The organism is Agromyces sp. NPDC055658 (genome assembly GCF_053618155.1).
The window spans coordinates 67,867-86,192 of the sequence record NZ_JBSHHD010000011.1; the positions used below are offsets into that span (position 1 = coordinate 67,867).

The 18,326-nt window shown below is 71.5% G+C and carries 15 protein-coding genes; 2 read left to right on the forward strand and 13 right to left on the reverse strand.

The window, feature by feature from the left end; translation table 11 throughout:
* Positions 1-22: 22 nt before the first annotated feature.
* The 5 genes from ACWGPE_RS07365 to ACWGPE_RS07385 form a co-directional block, all read right to left on the reverse strand.
* Positions 23-391, reverse strand: coding sequence for a hypothetical protein (locus ACWGPE_RS07365; protein ID WP_231432175.1), 369 nt, complete (start codon positions 389-391; stop codon positions 23-25).
* 209 nt (positions 392-600) lie between these two features.
* The gene (locus ACWGPE_RS07370; protein WP_452048432.1) at positions 601-1,848 is read right to left on the reverse strand and encodes a UDP-N-acetylmuramate dehydrogenase; all 1,248 of its coding nucleotides are present in this window, start codon (positions 1,846-1,848) and stop codon (positions 601-603) included.
* Between the two features lies 1 nt (position 1,849).
* Positions 1,850-2,275 (reverse strand): MaoC family dehydratase, encoded by a 426-nt coding sequence (locus ACWGPE_RS07375; RefSeq protein WP_231432177.1) that lies wholly within the window; start codon positions 2,273-2,275, stop codon positions 1,850-1,852.
* A complete protein-coding gene (locus tag ACWGPE_RS07380; RefSeq protein ID WP_231432178.1) occupies positions 2,275-2,721 on the reverse strand; it encodes an FAS1-like dehydratase domain-containing protein in 447 nt (148 codons plus the stop codon). The genes ACWGPE_RS07375 and ACWGPE_RS07380 overlap by 1 nt, the downstream gene beginning before the upstream one ends.
* A 41-nt stretch (positions 2,722-2,762) precedes the next feature.
* Positions 2,763-3,377, reverse strand: coding sequence for a TetR/AcrR family transcriptional regulator (locus tag ACWGPE_RS07385; protein ID WP_452048433.1), 615 nt, complete (start codon positions 3,375-3,377; stop codon positions 2,763-2,765).
* A gap of 196 nt (positions 3,378-3,573) precedes the next feature.
* Between ACWGPE_RS07385 and ACWGPE_RS07390 the strand changes: the two genes are divergently transcribed.
* Both ACWGPE_RS07390 and ACWGPE_RS07395 read left to right on the forward strand, forming a co-directional pair.
* On the forward strand, positions 3,574-4,869 hold the full coding sequence (locus tag ACWGPE_RS07390; protein ID WP_275506233.1) for an MFS transporter: 1,296 nt from the start codon (positions 3,574-3,576) through the stop codon (positions 4,867-4,869).
* On the forward strand, positions 4,866-6,503 hold the full coding sequence (locus ACWGPE_RS07395; RefSeq protein ID WP_452048434.1) for an amidohydrolase: 1,638 nt from the start codon (positions 4,866-4,868) through the stop codon (positions 6,501-6,503). The genes ACWGPE_RS07390 and ACWGPE_RS07395 overlap by 4 nt, the downstream gene beginning before the upstream one ends.
* A gap of 85 nt (positions 6,504-6,588) precedes the next feature.
* Here the strand turns inward: ACWGPE_RS07395 and ACWGPE_RS07400 are convergent, their stop codons facing one another.
* The 8 genes from ACWGPE_RS07400 to ACWGPE_RS07435 all read right to left on the reverse strand — a co-directional run bounded on the left by ACWGPE_RS07400 (position 6,589) and on the right by ACWGPE_RS07435 (position 18,290).
* Positions 6,589-8,109 carry an APC family permease gene (locus ACWGPE_RS07400; RefSeq protein WP_452048446.1) on the reverse strand — a complete coding sequence of 507 codons (1,521 nt, stop codon included), beginning with the start codon at positions 8,107-8,109 and terminating at the stop codon, positions 6,589-6,591.
* A 127-nt stretch (positions 8,110-8,236) separates the two neighbouring features.
* Positions 8,237-9,112 carry a universal stress protein gene (locus ACWGPE_RS07405; RefSeq protein WP_231428667.1) on the reverse strand — a complete coding sequence of 292 codons (876 nt, stop codon included), beginning with the start codon at positions 9,110-9,112 and terminating at the stop codon, positions 8,237-8,239.
* Between the two features lie 69 nt (positions 9,113-9,181).
* A complete protein-coding gene (locus ACWGPE_RS07410) occupies positions 9,182-10,543 on the reverse strand; it encodes a flavin monoamine oxidase family protein (RefSeq protein ID WP_231428668.1) in 1,362 nt (453 codons plus the stop codon).
* 188 nt (positions 10,544-10,731) lie between these two features.
* On the reverse strand, positions 10,732-12,201 hold the full coding sequence (locus tag ACWGPE_RS07415) for an NAD-dependent succinate-semialdehyde dehydrogenase (RefSeq protein ID WP_231428669.1): 1,470 nt from the start codon (positions 12,199-12,201) through the stop codon (positions 10,732-10,734).
* A gap of 47 nt (positions 12,202-12,248) precedes the next feature.
* A complete protein-coding gene (locus tag ACWGPE_RS07420) occupies positions 12,249-13,550 on the reverse strand; it encodes a Glu/Leu/Phe/Val family dehydrogenase (protein WP_275506231.1) in 1,302 nt (433 codons plus the stop codon).
* Positions 13,547-14,905: a 4-aminobutyrate--2-oxoglutarate transaminase gene (gene gabT, locus ACWGPE_RS07425; protein ID WP_231428671.1), complete on the reverse strand. Its 1,359-nt coding sequence runs from the start codon at positions 14,903-14,905 to the stop codon at positions 13,547-13,549. Before gabT ends, ACWGPE_RS07420 begins: the two co-directional genes overlap by 4 nt.
* 315 nt (positions 14,906-15,220) lie before the next feature.
* Entirely contained in the window at positions 15,221-17,119 is a 1,899-nt protein-coding gene (locus tag ACWGPE_RS07430; RefSeq protein WP_452048435.1) for an ABC transporter permease, read from the reverse strand.
* 4 nt (positions 17,120-17,123) lie between these two features.
* Positions 17,124-18,290 carry a type 2 periplasmic-binding domain-containing protein gene (locus ACWGPE_RS07435; RefSeq protein WP_275506228.1) on the reverse strand — a complete coding sequence of 389 codons (1,167 nt, stop codon included), beginning with the start codon at positions 18,288-18,290 and terminating at the stop codon, positions 17,124-17,126.
* Positions 18,291-18,326: the final 36 nt, after the last annotated feature.

The following is an 18,326-nucleotide window of genomic DNA, read 5'->3' on the forward strand; positions in this document are numbered from 1 at the left end:
GGCATCCGCCCGTTCCGCCCCCTCACCAGGCGGGCAGCTCGCGATCGCCGAGCGGCGTGAGCTCGGGCGGCATCGGCCACCCGAGCTCGAACCGCATGAGCGGCACGTCGATCGCGCCGAAGTCGTCCTTCTTCACGACGATGCGGTCGGCGCTCACCTCGGTGATGCGCACCCGCAGCTCGGTGCCGTCGCCGAGCAGCAGCACGTACGGGTCGGCGAGATAGGCCAGACCGCGCGCTTCGAGCTGCTCCTCGCCCGTGAGCCAGTCGACAGAGTCGCCGAGCTCGCGGCCGAGCAGGTCGACGGGCACGAAGCCCTCGCCCTCGGGGCGCAGCCAGCCGACGAGCTCGCCGTCGGGGCGGCGGTGTTCGATGAGGTCGGGGCGGTTCACCCGTCCGACCCTAGCGCGGCGAGCTGTCACCGGCCCAGTACGATCCGGCGCGCGGAATGTAGGAAGTTCCTCCGCTTGCACGGCGCGTCGCGGAGCGGTCGGCGGCGTGTCGGGCGATTCTTCCTACATTGCGTGAACGTCACCGAACGCGCACAGCCGGCTGCTCGACCACGCGGCGGACTCCGGGTTCGTCGATGCCCGCAACCCGGCTACAGCTCGACGCCGACGAGCACCGGCTCGGGGTGCAGCACGATGCCGAACTCGGCCTGCACCCGCTGCTGCACGAAGCGCGCGAGCTGCACGAGCTCCTCGGCGCTCGCTCCCCCGCGGTTCGTGAGCGCGAGCGTGTGCTTCGACGAGATCGCCGCGCGCGAGCCCGGCAGCGCGAAGCCTCGCCGGATGCCCGCCTGCTCGATCAGCCACGCCGCCGAGAGCTTCACGAGCGGGCCCGGCACCGAGGCCTCCGCCGGGTTCTCGACCTCGGATGCCTCGAGCGAGGCCTGCAGCTCGAGGAACGCGTCGAGCGGGGTGCCCGAGGCGAGCGTCGACAGCGGCGTCACCTCGTCGGGCTCGTCGGGCTCGACGTACCAGCGCGGGGCGGCGGCGGGCATCGTGCGCGCCACCCGCTCGGTCACGATCGGGTTGGTGAAGAACGAGCCCGCGCTCACCGAGTCGGCGTCGTCGGGGTCGAGCACCATGCCCTTCGACGCGCGCAGCGCGAGCACCGTCTCGCGCACTCGCGCGATCGGCACGCGGTCGCCGAGCTGCACGCCGAGCGCGCCGGCGAGCTGGGCGTATGCGATGGGCTGCCCGATCGACTCGCCGAGCACCGCGTGCTCGGCCGACGTGTCGTGCAGGTCGAGCTCGACCGAGACGACGATGCCGCGAAGGCCCTGCTTCAGCACGGAGGTGCGGTAGCCGAGCTCGAGCTCGTCGGCCGCCATGCGGCGCGGGGCGTCGGCGCCCTCGTCGAGGAACTCGATCGCGACGAGCACGGCCTCGAGCTCCTGGCCGTAGGCGCCGATGTTCTGCACGGGCGCCGCCCCGACCGAGCCGGGGATGCCGGACAGCGCCTCGATGCCCGAGTAGCCCTGCTCGACCGTCCACGCGACGAGGTCGTCCCACGTCTCGCCGGCCTGCACGCGCAGGCGCACCGATCCCTCGGCGGGCGGGTGGTCTCGATACGCCCCTTCGTCGCTCCTCGACCCGAGCCTCGACCGACCGGTCGGCAGCACCTCGATGCCGCGCGTCGCGACGCGGATGACCGTGCCCTCGAACCCGCCGTCGCCGACGAGCAGGTTCGATCCGCCGCCGAGCGCGAGCCACGGGTCATCCGACTGCCAGGCTTCGCGCGCGAGGTCGACGAGGTCGCGCTGGGTCGTCGCGGTGACGAGGCGGGCGATCGGCCCGCCGACCTGCAGGGTCGTGAGCTCGGAGAAGCGGGGGGCGTCGGTCATGTCAGCCGAGCGCGACGCGGACCTGGGCCTTGCCGAGCACCGTCGCGCCGTCGTACGTCACGGTGAGATCGATGCGAGCAGCGGATGCCTCGGCGTCGAGCTGCCCGACCTTCGCGACCACCGACACGGCGGCGCCGTGCTCGGGGTCGACGACGACGGGGCGCGTGAAGCGCACCTGGTAGTCGACGACGCGGGCGGGGTCGCCGACCCAGTCGACGACCGGCTGCACGGCGAGGCCCATGGTCAGCATGCCGTGCGCGAGCACGCCCGGCAGGCCGACCGACGCGGCGACGTCGTCGCGGTAGTGGATCGGGTTGAAGTCGCCCGAGGCGCCGGCGTAGCGCACGAGCGAGTCGCGCGTGAGGTCGAAGGTCCGCTCGGCGACGACGTCGCCGACGGCGAGGGACGCGAGGTCGGGGGTCGGCATCAGTCTTCTCCTCGGATGACGAGCGTCGAGATCGCGGTGACGACGTGCGCGCCGCCTTCGTCGGTGATGACCGACTCGGCCGTGACCATCGAGTGGGCGCCGAGCGTCTTCACGCTCGAGACGGTGAGGGTCGCGGTGAGCAGGTCGCCCGCGACGATGGCGCGGGTCGACGTGAAGCGCTGGTCGCCGTGCACGACGCGCGAGAAGTCGATGCCCGCGTCGGGGTCGGCGAGCAGCTGGGCGAGGGTGTGCTCCTGCACGACGACGGCGAAGGTCGGCGGGGCGACCACGTCGGCGTGGCCCGCGGCGCGCGCAGCCTCGGGGTCGAGGTTGATCGGGTTCGTCGCGAACACGGCGCGGGCGAACTCGCGCACCTTCTCACGACCGACGAGGTACGGCTCGGTGGGCGGGAAGACCCGCCCCTGCAGCTCGGGGTTCACAGACACCCCGTCAGTCTATTCGGCGTGCGCGGTCGGGCTCGGCGGCGTCAGTCGTCGCGCAGGCGGGCCAGCCGCAGGCGCAGGGCGTCGAGCAGGAGCTCGAGGCCGAGCTCGAAGACCCGGTCGGAGCGCGCGTCGCCGCGTTCGGCCGAGGCGATGAGTCGGCCGAGGCTCTTCGTCGGCACGCCGGGCTGCCAGATGTCGTCGGGCGAGGCGTAGTCGAGCCCGAAGCCGAGGGCGAACGAGTCGAGCACGGCGACGACCGGCAGCACCTCGTCGTCGGGGAATCCGCCCTCGACGAGCGCCGTCGCGAGCGAGTCGTAGCCCTCGATGACGGTGTCGTCGGTGATCGTCTTGCCGACGAGCAGCGGCACGATCGCCGGGTGCTCGGCGTAGAGCCGTCGCATGCGCTGCATCGTGGCGACGACGACCTCGTCCCAGGTGCCGCCCGCCGTCTCGAGCAGGTAGCGGCGGCCGAGCCGACCGCGCATGAGCTCGATGATGCCGTCGCGCCCGTCGACGTGGTTGTACAGCGACGACGGCGTCACCCCGAGGCTGCGGGCGAGCGCGTTGACCCCGAACGGGGCGCCCGAGTCGACGAGGTCGATCGCCGCATCGGCGATGCGGTCGGCCGACAGGAGCGGCACCTTGGGCCTCGCCATGTGCTCCTCCTCGGGTCGGTCGTCCGTGATCGGACGTCATCGGGCAATCAGGTCAGCCTACGCGGATGCCTCGGGCCGAGGGTTGCGGATCGGGCCGCCCCGTGCATAATAAACGAACACCATTCATTTAAGCGGCTGCCCCCGGCCGCGTCATCCCCGGCACGCCGAAGTGCCCCGATCCCCCACCGGAGCCCCGATGTCGCACTCCGACCTCAGCGCACGCGTTCCGCTGCGCCCGCCCACCGCTACCGCGACCTTCGCGATCGCCATCGCCGGCTACCTCGGCGTCAACCTCTCGCCCTACATGATCACGGCGCTGCAGTCGGCGCTCGACGCCGACGTGCTCACCGCGAGCTGGATCGTCACGGGCGCCCTGCTGGCGACCGCGATCGTCGGCCTCGCTGCGGCGCCGCTCTGCGCCGGACCGCGCCGGCTGCTCGTCGCCCGCGCCGGGCTCGTGCTGGGCGTCGTCGGCTTCGGTGCAGCGGCGCTCGTGCCCGAGCCCGGCGTCGTCGTCGGCGGACTGCTCGTCGGCGGCGCCGGCGCCGGCGGCGCGGTCGCCGCGGCGGGCGCGGCCATCGCGGCCTTCCGCAACCCCGACCGGGTCGCGGGCTTCAACGGCCTCGCGAACCGCGGCGTCATCACGATCGTGCTCCTCGTCATCCCGCTCGTCGGGCTCGCCCCGATCGACGTGTTCGGCGCGCTCGCGCTCTTCAGCCTCGCCGCACTCGCGGTGAGCGGCTGGCTGCCCGCCGCGCCCGTGCACGCGCCGCAGGCCGGCGCCGCGGTCGCCGAGGCGGTGCCCGTCGAGGTGCCGCCGACCGGCGTCGTGCGCGCCCTGCCCGAGCGGAGCCCCGCGACGACGCGCCTCGTCACGATCGCCGGGTTCGTGCTGCTCGTGACGTTCGCGCTCTGGGCGGCGAGCGAGGACTCGCTCTGGGCGATGGCCGGCGTCATGGGCGCCGAGCAGGCCGGGCTCACCGACGCCGGTCTCGGCCTCGCACTCAGCGGCGCGACCGCGGGCGGGCTCGTCGGGTCGGTGCTGCTCATGATCGTCGGCGACCGCTTCGGACGCGCGCTCCCGCTCGGCATCCTGCTCGCACTCGGTGGCATCCTGAAGATCGTGGAGGGCTTCACGACCGACGAGACGAGCTTCATCGTCGTGTTCATCGCCTGGAACACGGTCTACGCCCTCGCCTTCATGTACTTCGTCTCGACCTCGGCCGCGCTCGACGCCGACGGCCGGTGGTCGGGACCCCTGCTCGCCGTCTACCTCGTCGGCTCGAGCCTGACCCCGGTCATCGGGGCCGCGCTCGTCGAGGCGCTCGGCTACCAGGGCTTCGTCGTCGCACTCGGCGTCGCGAGCTTCGTGCTCGCGGTTCCGGCGGTCGCCGTCGCCCGCCTGTCCACGCGCCTCCAGCGCGCAGAGGCCGGCCCGCCGGCCGGCGCGTCGCCCGAGGCATCCGCCCAGACCCAGGAGGTCACCGCGTGAGTCGCACGCTCGTCACCAATGCCCGCATCTTCACCGCGAACCGCCCCGGCGACGGGGCCGAGTGGGCCGAGGCGCTCGTCGTCGACGGCGAGTCGCTCGCCTTCGTCGGGGATGCCGCGACCGCCGCCTCGGCGGCAGGCCCCGACGCCGAGGTGCAGGATCTCGGCGGCCGGCTCGTCGTGCCCGGCTTCCTCGACGTGCACACCCACCTCCACATGCTCGGCGACGCCCTCGGCCGGGTGCAGCTGCGCGACGCCCGCGACCTCGGCGAGATCCAGGCGCGGCTGCGCGCCGCACGGGATGCCGTGCCCGACGCCCCTCGCCTGCTCGGCGTCTCGTGGCTGTTCGACTCGGTACCGGGCGGCTCGCCCACCCGGCAGATGATCGACGAGGTCGTCGCCGACGTGCCCGTCTACCTCGACGCGAACGACCTGCACTCGACCTGGGTCAACTCGGCCGCCCTCGCCGAGCTCGGCATCACGCGGAACACGCCCGATCCGCTCGGCGGCCGCATCGGCCGCGACGCCGACGGCGAGCCCGACGGCATGCTGTACGAGACCGCCTCGCAGTACTACGTCTGGGCCCACCTCGCCGAGGTCGCCACCGACGCCGACCGCGACGACGCCGTCGAGCGCGCGCTCGACGCCTACCTCGCGACGGGCGTCACCGGAGCGGCCGACATGGCGTTCGGGGAGCGCGAGCTCGCGTCGTTCGAACGCGTCGTCGCCCGCCGCGGCGGGCTGCCGTTCCACCTCGTCGGGTACTGGCTCATCGACAACACGGGCGACGACGCCGAGAACCTCGCGCAGGTCGCCCGCGCCGTGGAGCTCGCGCAGGGCGGCGGCAGCCCGTGGCTGCGCATCGCCGGCATCAAGCTCATCACCGACGGCGTGATCGACGCCTGCACGGCCGCCATGCAGTCGCCGTACGCCGACGGATCGAACGCCGACCCGATCTGGCCCTACGAGCAGATGGCCCCCGTGGTCGCCGCGGCCGACGCCGCGGGCCTGCAGGTCGCACTGCACGCCATCGGGGATGCCGCGAGCTCGTCGGCGCTCGACGCGATCGAGCACGCGATCGAGGTCAACGGCGACCGGCCCGGCGACCGCCCGCGCCGGCACCGCGTCGAGCACCTCGAGTACGCGGCGCGCGGCACGGCCGAGCGGATGGCGCGGCTCGGCGTCACCGCATCGATGCAGCCCGTGCACTGCGACCCGTCGATCATGGACAACTGGATGGCCCGCCTCGGCGACGACCGCGTCGACCGCGGCTTCGCGTGGCCCGAGTACCGCGACGCGGGCGCCCTGCTCGCGTTCTCGACCGACGCGCCGACCGCGCCGCACCTCGCGCTGCCGAACCTCTACATCGCGACGACCCGCAAGTCGGCGCTCGACCCGTCGCTGCCCGCGTACGCGCCCGAGTTCGCGCTGCCGCTCGCCGAGGCCCTCGGCCACGCGACGCGCGACGCCGCCGCGTCGATCCGCGAGGAGGACGAACGCGGCCGGCTCGCCGCAGGGCTCGCCGCCGACTTCGCCGTGCTCGACCTCGACCCGTTCGAGGCCGGCGCGCCCGCGCTGCTCGACGCCCGAGTCATCCGCACCGTCGTCGCCGGCCGCACCGCCTACGAGGCGTAGGGCGAACAGAACGAGGCCGCACCCTGGTGTCGCAGGGTGCGGCCTCGTCGTGCGCTCGGAGGAACCGGCTCGAGGGCGAGTCGAGTCAGTCCTCCGCGACCGCGCGCGAGAGCGTCTCGCCGCGGAAGTAGGCCGGGCGCTTCCAGCGCTGCCAGAACATGACGACGACGCCCGACAGCAGGATCACCATGCCGAGCACGAACACGAGGCCGAGGCCGAAGATGTTCGAGCCCGAGCCGTAGGCCGGGTCCATGCTGTCGATGAGCGTCGTGAAGAAGAGCACCGCGAGGATCGTGCCGCCGACGAGCGGGGCGATCAGCCGGAAGAACACGTTGCGCGCACTCGCGAAGAGCGTCCTGCGGAAGAACCACACGCACGCGAACGCCGTGATGCCGTAGTAGAAGCAGATCATCATGCCGAGCGTCTGGATCGTGTCCCACAGCACCTCGTCGCTGACGAACCGCATGATCGTGTAGAACACCGCCGCGACGATCGCCGCGACCACGGTCGCGTAGCCGGGTGTGAAGAAGCGGGGGCTGACGGTCGCGAACTTCTGCGGCAGTGCGCCGTAGTGGCCCATCGCGAGCAGCGTGCGCGCGGGCGAAACGAAGGTCGACTGCAGCGAGGCCGCCGAGCTCGACAGCACGGCGATCGACATGAAGATCGCGAGCGGGCCGAGGACGGGCCCCGCGAGGTAGAAGAACGCGTTCTCCTGGATCTCCTCGTTGCCGAGGCCGACGCCCGAGGTGCCGACACCGGCGAACGCGAGCGCGCCCATCGCGACGAACAGATAGATCGCGACGACGATCGAGACCGTGAGGGTCGCCGCCTTGCCCGGCGTCGTTCGCGAGCCCTTCGTCTCCTCGTTCATCGTGAGCGTGACGTCCCAGCCCCAGAACACGAACAGCGAGACCGACAGGCCCGCGACGACGGCCGAGAACGACCCGACCTCGAACGGGTTGAACCAGCTGAGCTCGACCGGCGTCGCATCGAACGCGGTGCCGTTCGCGACATGCCAGAACGCGGCGACGCCGAATCCGATCATCACGAGCAGCTGGAAGCCGACGAGCCAGTACTGCACCTTCTGCGTCGTCTGCATGTCGCGGTACGAGATGAGCGTCGCCCCGAGGATGAACACCAGGCAGGTGGCGACGTTGACGAACGGGTTGCCGACGAGGTCGGCGACCGCCGCGGCGTCCCCGCCGAAGAAGCCGACCACCTGCGAGACCGCGAGGTAGAAGAACTCGACCGCGATGCCCGCGAGGTTCGAGAGCACCACCACCGTCGCGGCGATGAGGCCCCAGCCGCCCATCCAGCCGAGCCACGGCCCGAAGGCCCGGGTCGCCCAGGTGAACGAGGTGCCCGAGTCGGGCATCGCGCTGTTGAGCTCCCGGTAGCCGAACGCGACGAGCAGCATCGGGATGAACCCGAGCAGGAAGATCGCGGGCAGCTGCGTGCCGACCTCCGCGACGGTCGGACCGAGCGCGCCGGTCAGCGTGTACGCCGGGGCGATGCACGAGATGCCGATGACGATCGCGCCGATCAGGCCCACCGAGCCGGCCGACAGGCCCTTCTTCGTGAGGCCCGGGTCGGTGCCGTCGACCATCGCGCTCGCGGTCGTGAGCGGCGCGTGCGGTTCGGTGTGGTGCTCGTGCGGGTGGGTGCTCGCGTGTGCGGGCGTGGCCGCCTGCGCTGCGCGCTCGTGCTGTTGGTGTTGCGACATACGGGGTCTCTCAGTCGGTGGGGCGCGGCACGACGATCATCGGCACCGGCAGTTCGCGGAGCATCTTCGAGCCGGTCGACCCGAGGAAGAGGCGGCTCGGGGTCGCGAGCCGGCTCGATCCGACGAGCACGATCTCGCCGGCGTGCCACTCGAGCGCGCGCACCGACTCCTCGATGCTCGAGCCCGTCGCGGTCGAGACGGTCGCGTCGACGCCGGCGGGCAGCGCCCGCTTCGCGGCGAGCAGCACCTCCTCGGCGTGGGCGGTCGACGTGAGGTCGGCGAGCTCCTCGTCCATGCCCGAGGGCAGGTCGATCGGCACGAGCGACACGAGGCGCAGCGGCGCGTGCGCGGCACGGCCCAGGCGAACGGATGCCTCGAGCACGGCGCTCGCCCCGGCGCGCAGTCCGATCGCGGCGGTGATGCGGGTGATGCCCTGGGCGGTCGCGACCTCGCGCGAGCCCGAGGGTGCGAGCGCGACGGGCACGTCGGAGGAGTGCAGCAGGGCGCTCGCGACCGAGCCGATGCGCGAGCGGCCGAGGAGGCCCCCGCGCGCGGCCCCGACGACGATGAGCGCCGCGCCGAACTCGTGCGCCGCGGCGAGCAGGCCCTCGGCGAACGAGTCCGCGTAGCGGATGTGCAGCGACTGGGCGATGTCGTCGCCGAGCCGCGCACTCGCCTCGGCGAGCCAGCCCTGCGACCGCTCCTTGACGTGGCGCTCGTACCCGGGGTCGCGGGGCACGACGCCGCCGCGGGCCTCGATCGGCAGCACCATGACGACCTCGAGGAACGCCTCGGTCGCCGCGGCGATGCGTGCGCCGAGCGCGAGCGCGTCGGCGCCCGAGTCGTCGGCCGTGTAGCCGACGACGATGCGCAGGGATTCGGTCATGCGGGTCTCCGCTTCAGTGTTGCTGCGCTCCGGGGCCTCGCGGCCCCGGAGCACGGGACGGCTCGGCGCTCAGGCCGCGAGGATCTGCTCGGCGACGAGGCGGCCCATGCGGATCGCGCCGTCGACGTGCTGGTAGCCCTTGCCGGCCAGGTCGGAGCACGCGAAGTGGATCGGCCCGACGTTCTTGCGGAGGTCGGCGCCGTAGCGGGCGAGACCGCCCATGTCGAAGCTCGCCGCGTAGGCGCCGCGGGTCCACTCCTCGCTGCCCCAGTCGCTCTCGTAGTAGACGACGGGGTTCAGGGCCTCTGGGCCGTAGTAGTGCGACAGCGACTCGAGGATCGCGGCCTTGCGCTCGTCGGCGCCGAGCTTGAACACGGCGTCGGCCTCCTCGTCGGAGACGAAGCCGACGAGCGTGCCGCGGGGGTCGCCGTGGTTCGTGTTGTCGTACGCCTCGTGGCACAGCTCGTAGGGGCTGAAGGCGGTGCCCGACAGGCCCTGCTCGCGCCAGAACGGGCGGTCGTAGACGGCGTGCACCTTGATGACGAAGCCCATCGAGATGTGCTGGTGCAGCTGGTGCTGGCGACGGGGCAGCGGCGGCTCGTACGAGATGCGGCTGTAGAGGATCGGCGGCACGGCGAGGATGACGCGCTTCGCGTGCACCTCGAGCGAGTCGGTCACGGCGACGACGCCCTGGTCGGGGTGCTCGGGGTTCCAGCGCAGCGTGCGCACGGCCTGGTTCAGGCGAACCCGGTCGCCGAGCTTCGCGGCGAGGCCGATCGGCACCTGCTGCAGGCCGCCCACGACGCGCTGGTCGAGGATGAAGTCGGCGTCGACGAGGTGCGAGAACGAGCCGGCCGAGGCGGCCATGAGGAGGGCCTGGAGCGCGGAGAACGCGTGCGCGGGCTTCGTGAGCATCGCACCGGCGATGAACATGCCGATGTTGAGCTTCGCCTCCTCGTCGTCGGTCTGGGTGCCGAGCCACTCGGCGAACGAGACCTCGTCGAGCTCCTTGGCGCGCGGGTGCGCCCACGGGGCGTCGGGGTCGATCTCGGCGACGAGCTCGTCGAGCTTCTCGATGAGGCCGACGATCTCGCCCTCGGTCTTCGCCGGCACGGGGAAGATCTCGCCCTCGAAGAGGCGGCGCTCGCCGTCCTCCGCGATGTAGACGTTCTCACCCTCGCGGTAGCGCGAGTAGGTCTCGAGGCCGAGCTCCTCGATCGTCTCGATCAGGGCGTCCTGGTCGGGCGAGACCCACTGGCCGCCGATCTCGAGCATGGCGCCGTCGATGTCGTCGGTCCAGAGGCGGCCGCCGATGCGATCGCGGGCCTCGAGCACGACGACCGACTCGCCGGCGTCCTTGAGCCTGTTCGCGGCGGTGAGGCCGGCCGCGCCGGCGCCCACGATGACCACGTCGGTATCGATGCGTTCCATGATGCTTCTTTCTTGCTCGCGCGAGACTCGCGCTGTGATCGCTGTTCAGAAGGAGGTGCGGGCACGCAGGGCGGAGACGCCCGTTTCCGGGCGCGGCTACGCCCACCTTCCCACACACGTCGCTGAAAAGTGAGGAAAATACGAAGGCGGATGCCGCAGCGCGAGGCCGCGGCATCCGCCCGCGTCGCTCAGCCCACCGGGATGAGCGTGTACTTCGTGTCGAGGTACTCGTGGATGCCCTCGAGGCCGCCCTCGCGGCCGATGCCCGACTGCTTGATGCCGCCGAAGGGGGCGGCCGCGTTCGACACGAGGCCCGTGTTGAGGCCCATCATGCCGGTCGCCAGGCGGTCGATCATGCGGTGGCCGCGTGCGAGGTCCTGCGTGAACACGTAGGAGACGAGGCCGTACTCGGTGTTGTTGGCGAGGTGCACCGCCTCGTCCTCGGTCGAGAACGTCGTGATGCCGAGCACCGGCCCGAAGATCTCCTCGCGCAGCAGTCGCGCGTCGGCCGACACGTCGCCGAGCACGGTGGGCGCGTAGAACGAGCCCGCACCGTCGATGACGGTGCCGCCGGTGAGGACCTTCGCGCCCTTGCCGACCGCGTCCTGGACGAGCTCGTCGGTCGAGGCGACCGCCTTGTCGTCGATGAGCGGGCCGATGCCCACGCCGTCCTCGGTGCCGCGGCCGACCTTGAAGGCGGCCACGCGCTCGGCGACGCGCTTCGAGAACTCGGCGGCGACCGACTCGTGCACGATGAAGCGGTTCGCCGCGGTGCAGGCCTGGCCGATGTTGCGGAACTTCGCGAGCATCGCGCCGTCGACCGCCTTGTCGAGGTCGGCGTCCTCGAAGACGACGAACGGCGCGTTGCCGCCGAGCTCCATCGAGGTGCGGAGGATGCCCTGGGCGGCCTCCTTCATGAGGCTGCGGCCGACCTCGGTCGACCCCGTGAAGGAGAGCTTGCGCAGGCGCGGGTCGGCGATGATCGGGCCCGAGACCTTCGACGAGGTCGACGTCGCGATGACGTTGACGACGCCGGCCGGCAGGCCGACCTCCTCGAGCAGTTGCACGAACGCGATGGTCGTGAGCGGCGTGAGTGCCGGGGGCTTGATCACGACGGTGCAGCCGGCCGCGAGCGCGGGCGCGATCTTGCGGGTCGCCATCGCGAGCGGGAAGTTCCACGGCGTGATGAAGAACGACGGTCCGACCGGGCGCTGCGAGACGATCATGCGACCGGTGCCCTCGGGGTTCAGGCCGTAGCGGCCCGAGATGCGCACGGCCTCCTCGCTGAACCAGCGGAGGAACTCGCCGCCGTAGGCGACCTCGCCGCGCGCCTCGGCGAGCGGCTTGCCCATCTCGAGCGTCATGAGGAGCGCGAACTCCTCCTTGCGCTCCTGGAGCAGGTCGAAGGCGCGGCGCAGCAGCTCGCCACGCTCGCGGGGGGCGGTCGCCGCCCACGCGTCCTGCGCGGCGACGGCCGCGTCGAGGGCCTTCTTGCCGTCGGCGACCGAGGCGTCGGCGATCTCCTTGATGGTCTCACCGGTGGCCGGGTCGGCGACCGCGAGGGTCTTGCCGCCCTCGGCCTCGACCCACTGGCCGCCGATGAAGAGCCGGGCCTCGACCTTGTCGAGCACCGAGGCTTCGAGCGTTGCGTTCGTCATGTGTGTGCTTTCCGTTCGATGATTGCGTGGCGTGGGCGACGCATCGATCAGGGGTAGAGGCCGCGCAGCTTGTGCGCTTCGGCGACGCGCTCGACCGCGAGGGCGGTGGCGGCGGTGCGAAGCGACAGGCCCCGCGAGGTCGCGTAGCCGAGCACGTGCTGCCACGCGCTGAGCATCCGCTCCTCCAGTCTGGCCTCGACCTCGTCGACGCGCCACCAGTACGCCTGGTTGGCCTGCACCCACTCGAAGTACGAGACGATGACACCGCCCGCGTTCGCGAGGATGTCGGGGACGACGAGGATGCCGCGCTCGCGCATGATGCGGTCGGCCGCCGGGGTGGTGGGGCCGTTGGCGCCCTCGACGATGACCTTCGCCCGGACGTCGGCGGCGTTGTTCTCGTGCAGCACGCCCTCGACCGCGGCGGGCACGAGCAGGTCGACCTCGAGCTGCAGCAGCGCCGAGCCGTCGAGCTCCTCGGCGCCGGCGAAGCCGACGACCGCACCGGTCTCGCGCACGTGGGCGCTGAGCGCCTCGATGTCGAGGCCGGCCGCGTTGAAGACCGCGCCGTACTGGTCGCTCACGGCCTGCACCTTGACGCCCGCCTCGGCGAGGAAGCGCGCCGCGTCGGCGCCGACCTTGCCGAAGCCCTGCACGGCGCCGGTCGCCTGCGACGGCGTGATGCCGGCGTGACGGAGGGCGGCGAGCGCGATGTGCGTGACACCACGGCTGGTCGCGCTCGCACGCCCCTGGGAACCGCCGAGCGCGATGGGCTTGCCGGTCACGATGCCGGGCACCGTGTAGCCGCTGTTCACGGAGTAGGTGTCCATGATCCAGGCCATCGTCTGCTCGTCGGTTCCGATGTCGGGCGCGGGGATGTCGCGCTCCGGGCCGATGATCGGCAGGATCTCGCTCGTGTAGCGACGGGTCACGCGCTCGAGCTCGGCCTTGGAGTGCTCGCGGGGGTCGATCGCGATGCCGCCCTTCGCGCCGCCGTACGGCACGTCGAGCAGGGCGCACTTCCAGGTCATCCACATGGCGAGCGCGCGCACCTCGTCGATGTCGACGTTCGGCGCGTAGCGCAGGCCGCCCTTGGCGGGGCCGCGGCTGAAGTTGTGCTGCACGCGGTAGCCCGTGAAGAGCACGGTCTCGCCCGAGTCGCGGCGCAGCGGCACGCTCACCGTGAGCTCGCGACGCGGGGTCGCGAGCATCTGGTGGGTGCCTTCCGAGAACCCGAGCAGCGCGATGGCCTCGGCCAGCTGCGAGCGCGCGTCGGTGAGGGGCGTCGCGATGGGGGCGGATGCCTCGTGCGAGACGGGGTGGGCGACGGCGCTGTCGATCAAGGTGCTCATGCCTGCTTGAGCCCCTCGGCCACGACGCCCAGGCCCTCGACGAGCAGCTCGTCGGAGATGGTGAGCGGCGGCAGGAAGCGGATCACGTTGCCGTAGGTGCCGCACGTGAGCAGGATGACGCCCTGCTCGTGCGCGAACTTCGCGACCTTGTTCGTGAGCGCGGCGTCGGGGGCGCCGGTGGCGGGGTCGACGAGCTCGATCGCGACCATCGCGCCGCGGCCGCGGACGTCGCCGATGCGCGGGTCGGCCGTGCGCAGCGCGTTGAGGCGGCCGATGAGCACCGAGCCGATCTCCTTCGCGCGCTCGACGAGGCCGTCCTGCTCGTAGGTCTCGATCGTCGCGAGTGCGGCGGCGCAGGCGATGGGCGAGCCGGCGTAGGTGCCGCCGAGGCCGCCCGCCATGGCGGAGTCCATGATCTCGGCGCGGCCGGTGACGGCCGAGAGCGGCAGGCCGCCCGCGATGCCCTTGGCTGTGACGATGACGTCGGGCACGATGCCCTCGTGCTCGCTCGCGAACCAGGCGCCGGTGCGGGCGAAGCCCGTCTGCACCTCGTCGGCGATGAAGACGACGTCGTTCGCCGTCGCCCACTCGACGAGCGCGGGGAGGAACCCGGCGGCGGGCACGATGAAGCCGCCCTCGCCCTGGATGGGCTCGATGATGATCGCGGCGAGGTTCTCGGCGCCGATCTGCTTCTCGATCATGGTGATCGCGCGGGCCGCGGCCTCTCGGCCGTCGAGGCCGCCGTCGCGGAAGGGGTAGCTGAGCGGGGCGCGGTACACCTCGGGGGCGAACGGGCCGAAGCCGTTCTTGTACGGGATGTTCTTCGCGGTGAGCCCCATGGTGAGGTTCGTGCGGCCGTGGTAGGCGTGGTCGAAGGCGACGACGGCCTGCTTCTTCGTGTAGTGGCGCGCGATCTTGATCGCGTTCTCGACGGCCTCGGCGCCCGAGTTGAAGAGGGCCGAGCGCTTCTCGTGGTCGCCGGGGGTGAGCTCGTTGAGCTTCTCGGCGACGGCGACGTAGCCCTCGTACGGCGAGACGGTGAAGCAGGTGTGCGTGAAGGCGCCCAGCTGCGCGCTCACGGCCTCGACGACGCGGGGGGCCGAGTTGCCGACGCCGGTCACGGCGATGCCCGAGCCGAGGTCGATGAGCGAGTTGCCGTCGGCGTCGACGACGACGCCGCCGCCCGCGGCGACGACCGAGATCGGCAGGGTGTGGCCCACGCCCGCGGCGACGGCCGCGGCCTTGCGGTTCATCAGCTCCTGCGAGCGGGGTCCGGGGATGGCGGTGACGAGGCGGCGCTCCTGGGTGAGGGCGGGGCCTCCGGTCGTGGTGGCCGGGGTGTCGACGAGGGTCATGTCTGCTCCGATGCAAGTGACGACGGTGGCGTGATGCGTCGATGCTAGGTCGAGAGCCGTGGATGCCTCAGGGCCGCGGTGTACGGTCAGGGGCACCTTCTTCGCCACAACGTACAAGTGAGCGACCTCACGCAGAGGCATCCGCCTGAATCCGGAATGCAGGAACTTCCGGGCGCCGTGCGGCGCGCCGAGCCCCGACACGCCGCCGCGCCCCCGAAAGCTCCTGCACACTCGTCCGGGGCCTCGCCGAACGTGCCCTCGCAGCCCGTTGACGGGCGGGGAGGGCACTCTCGACTGGGGCGGCGAACGCCGTCGCTACTCGGCGACGGAGGCGAGCTCGCGCTGCTCCTCGAGGCCCTGCGCGGCGACCGCGCGGGTCGCGGGCGCCGGCGGGTCGTTCGGCACCGCCGCGGTGGCGCGCGCGCCGAGGCCGGGGATCGTCAGGCGACGCCGGGCGCGCCCGATCGCCCGCAGCGACACCGCCCACTGCAGTCCGTAGCCGATCGCGAACACGAGCAGCGTGAAGATGAGCGCCATCGCCGCGCCCTGGTCGGGTTGGTAGAGCTGCGCCGACCGCGGGCTGATCATGGCGTACATGTAGACCGAGAGTGGGCGCGACTCGGGCGTCGCGAGGAACGCCGGCAGCGTGAACTCGTTGGTGCCGAGGATGAACATCTGGATCCACACCGCGAAGACCGTCGGCAGCAGCAGCGGCACGACCACCCGGCGGAAGCCCTCGAGCGGGCTCGCGCCGCTCACGAGCGCGGCCTCCTCGAGCTCCTTGCGGATCTGCAGGGTCGCGCTGTAGCCCGAGCGGTACGCGATCGAGACCCGGTACGAGTAGGCGATCACGAGCGCCACGATGGTGCCGGCGAGCGGGATCACCGGGTTGATCACGAGGAAGGTGAGGAACATCGCGAAGCCCGCGATGACCGCCGGGATCGCGACCGACGACGAGGCGAAGAGGTCCATGCCCTTCGACCAGCCGGTGCGACGGCCCCGCGCGATGCCGTAGGCGAGCACGGTCGCGGCGACGCACGCGATCGTGGCGCTCGCGCCCGCGATGAGGAGCGTGCGGCCGAGCGACGCCCAGAACTCGGGGTCGGCGAGCACCTCGCCGAAGGCGCCCCACTGCGTCTGCGACGCGAGCGCCTCGAACGAGAACGCGATCGGGTACGGCGTGATCGCCGACCAGAGCAGCGCGAACATCGGCAGGATCGCGGTGAGCAGCACGAAGACGAAGACGGCGACGAGCACCGGGACCTTCCACGCGCCGAGCTTCATGATCGTCGGCCTGAAGCCCTTGCCCGATATCGAGGCGCGGCGCTCGGCACTGCGGGTGGCGCGGAGGTAGATCACGAAGGCGATCGTCGTGATGACGAGGAACACGCATCCCCATGCCGCGGCGAGTCCGTACTGCGGCAGCTCGCCGGCACCCGCGCTGATGAGGTTCCAGAGCTTGAGGGCGAAGATGTTCTTGCCCGCCTCCTGGCCGAACAGCAGCGGGATCTCGAGGCTGCCGAGGCCGAGGATTCCGGTCAGCACCGCGACGCCGAGCAGGCCCGGCCAGAGCATCGGCAGGGTGACGCGCCTGAGGGTCTGGCCCCACGACGCTCCCGAGACCCGCGCCGACTCCTCGAGCGAGCCGTCCATCGACGTGAGGATCGGCACGATCATGAGGAACGGGAACGTCACGTTCGTGAGCGACTGCACGACGGTCATCGTCGCGAACGAGTACGGGTCGATGACGAGGTCGCCCGGCAGCAGCCGCAGCAGCTGGTTCAGCACGCCCGACTCGGGCGAGAGCATCAGCTGGTACGCCTGCGCCTTCACGATGGGCGGGATGATGAACGGCACGACGACGAGCACCGAGATCACCCGCCGGAACGGCACGTCGGTGCGCACCGTCACCCAGGCGAGGCCGAAGGCCAGCAGCAGCGAGATGATCGTCGAGCCGCCGACGAAGACGGCGGTCGAGCCGAGCACGGCCCAGAAGTCCTCGCGGAGCTCCCACAGGGTGACGAAGTTGTCGGCCGACCACTTCGCCGTCGACACGCCGAACGGCAGGAACGGACCGCGGAACGCCGTGATCACCTGCACGGCCAGCGGGATCGCGAGGAGGAGGAAGATCACCGCTCCCGCGATGACCGTCGCGATCTTCATTCCGGTCGGCCGGGTGCGCCCGACCTCCGTGGTCCGTCCTGCCGTCGACATGTCCTTAGCCGTTCAGTGCCGCGTCGGCGGCGTTGATCATCGCGATCCACTCGTCGCGGTTGTCGGGCGACTCGATGTTCGTCGTGCCGTCGAGTCCCTCGAGCAGTGCGTCGGCGTTCGTCTTCATGAGGCCGGTCGCCTCGTCGAAGACCGTCGACGGCAGGCCCGCGTAGGGCACCTGCGTCGTCGAGAACTGCTCGTCGGTCATGCGCAGGTGCAGCCAGTCGGGGTTGTACGCGTTCCAGAGCACCCAGAGCATCGCACCGGCCTGGTTCTTCGCGTCGACGTTCACGCCCGAGAACTGCGCGAAGACGGGTCCGTCCTCGTAGGGCTGCACCGTGAGGCTCGGGTTCGGGTTGAAGAGGGTCTGACCGAGCGCGATCGGCACGTCGCCGTTCGAGAGCGGCGAGTCCTGGTCCTCGAGCACCTGCAGGGTGCCCGAAGACTTCAGCTCGTCGATGAGGTCGACCATCGCGTCTTCGCCGTCGGCCATGCCGACGCCCGAGAACACGTTCGCGTTGTAGCTCGCGACCGAGACCTTGCCCTCGTACTCCGGGTCGAGCAGGCCCTCGAGCGTGGGCGGCGCCTCGACCTTGTCGGTGTTGACCTGCATGAGCGAGCCGTTGATGCTGTCGGGCAGCATGCCGGTCGAGCCGAGCGTCAGGAACTCCTCGGGCACGCCGAACTTCGTCCAGTCCACGTCCGCCCAGTAGCCTTCGTCGGTCATCGCGGCCGACGAGACGATCGACCCCGAGATGACGTCGGTGTTGCGGGCGCCGGTGGCCTTCGCCGAGATGATCGCCGACGACAGGTTGTAGGTGAGGCCCTGCGTCTCGATCGTGAGGTCGGGGTACTTCTTGTTGAACTCCGCGATGACCTCGGGCGAGAGCTCGTACCAGTCCCAGATGACGAGGCGACCCCCGTCGGTCTCCTTCGCCTGCTCGTAGAGCGCGTCCATCTGCTCGTCGATCGCGGGCCAGAGGTCGTCGTAGAAGTTCTCGCAGCGGGTGACGGGGCCGACCTCGACCGACTCGCACGCGCCGGCCTTCGCGGCGTCGCCGGAGGGCTCGATGGCCTGGGGGGTCGACGACGGCGTGCTGCACGAGCTGAGCAGCAGCATGCCGGTCGCGGCGAGGGCGATGAGTCCGCCTCGTGCTGTGGGTGTTCTCATGATCCGGATGTCCTCTCTGACGTGGATCTCGGTGGG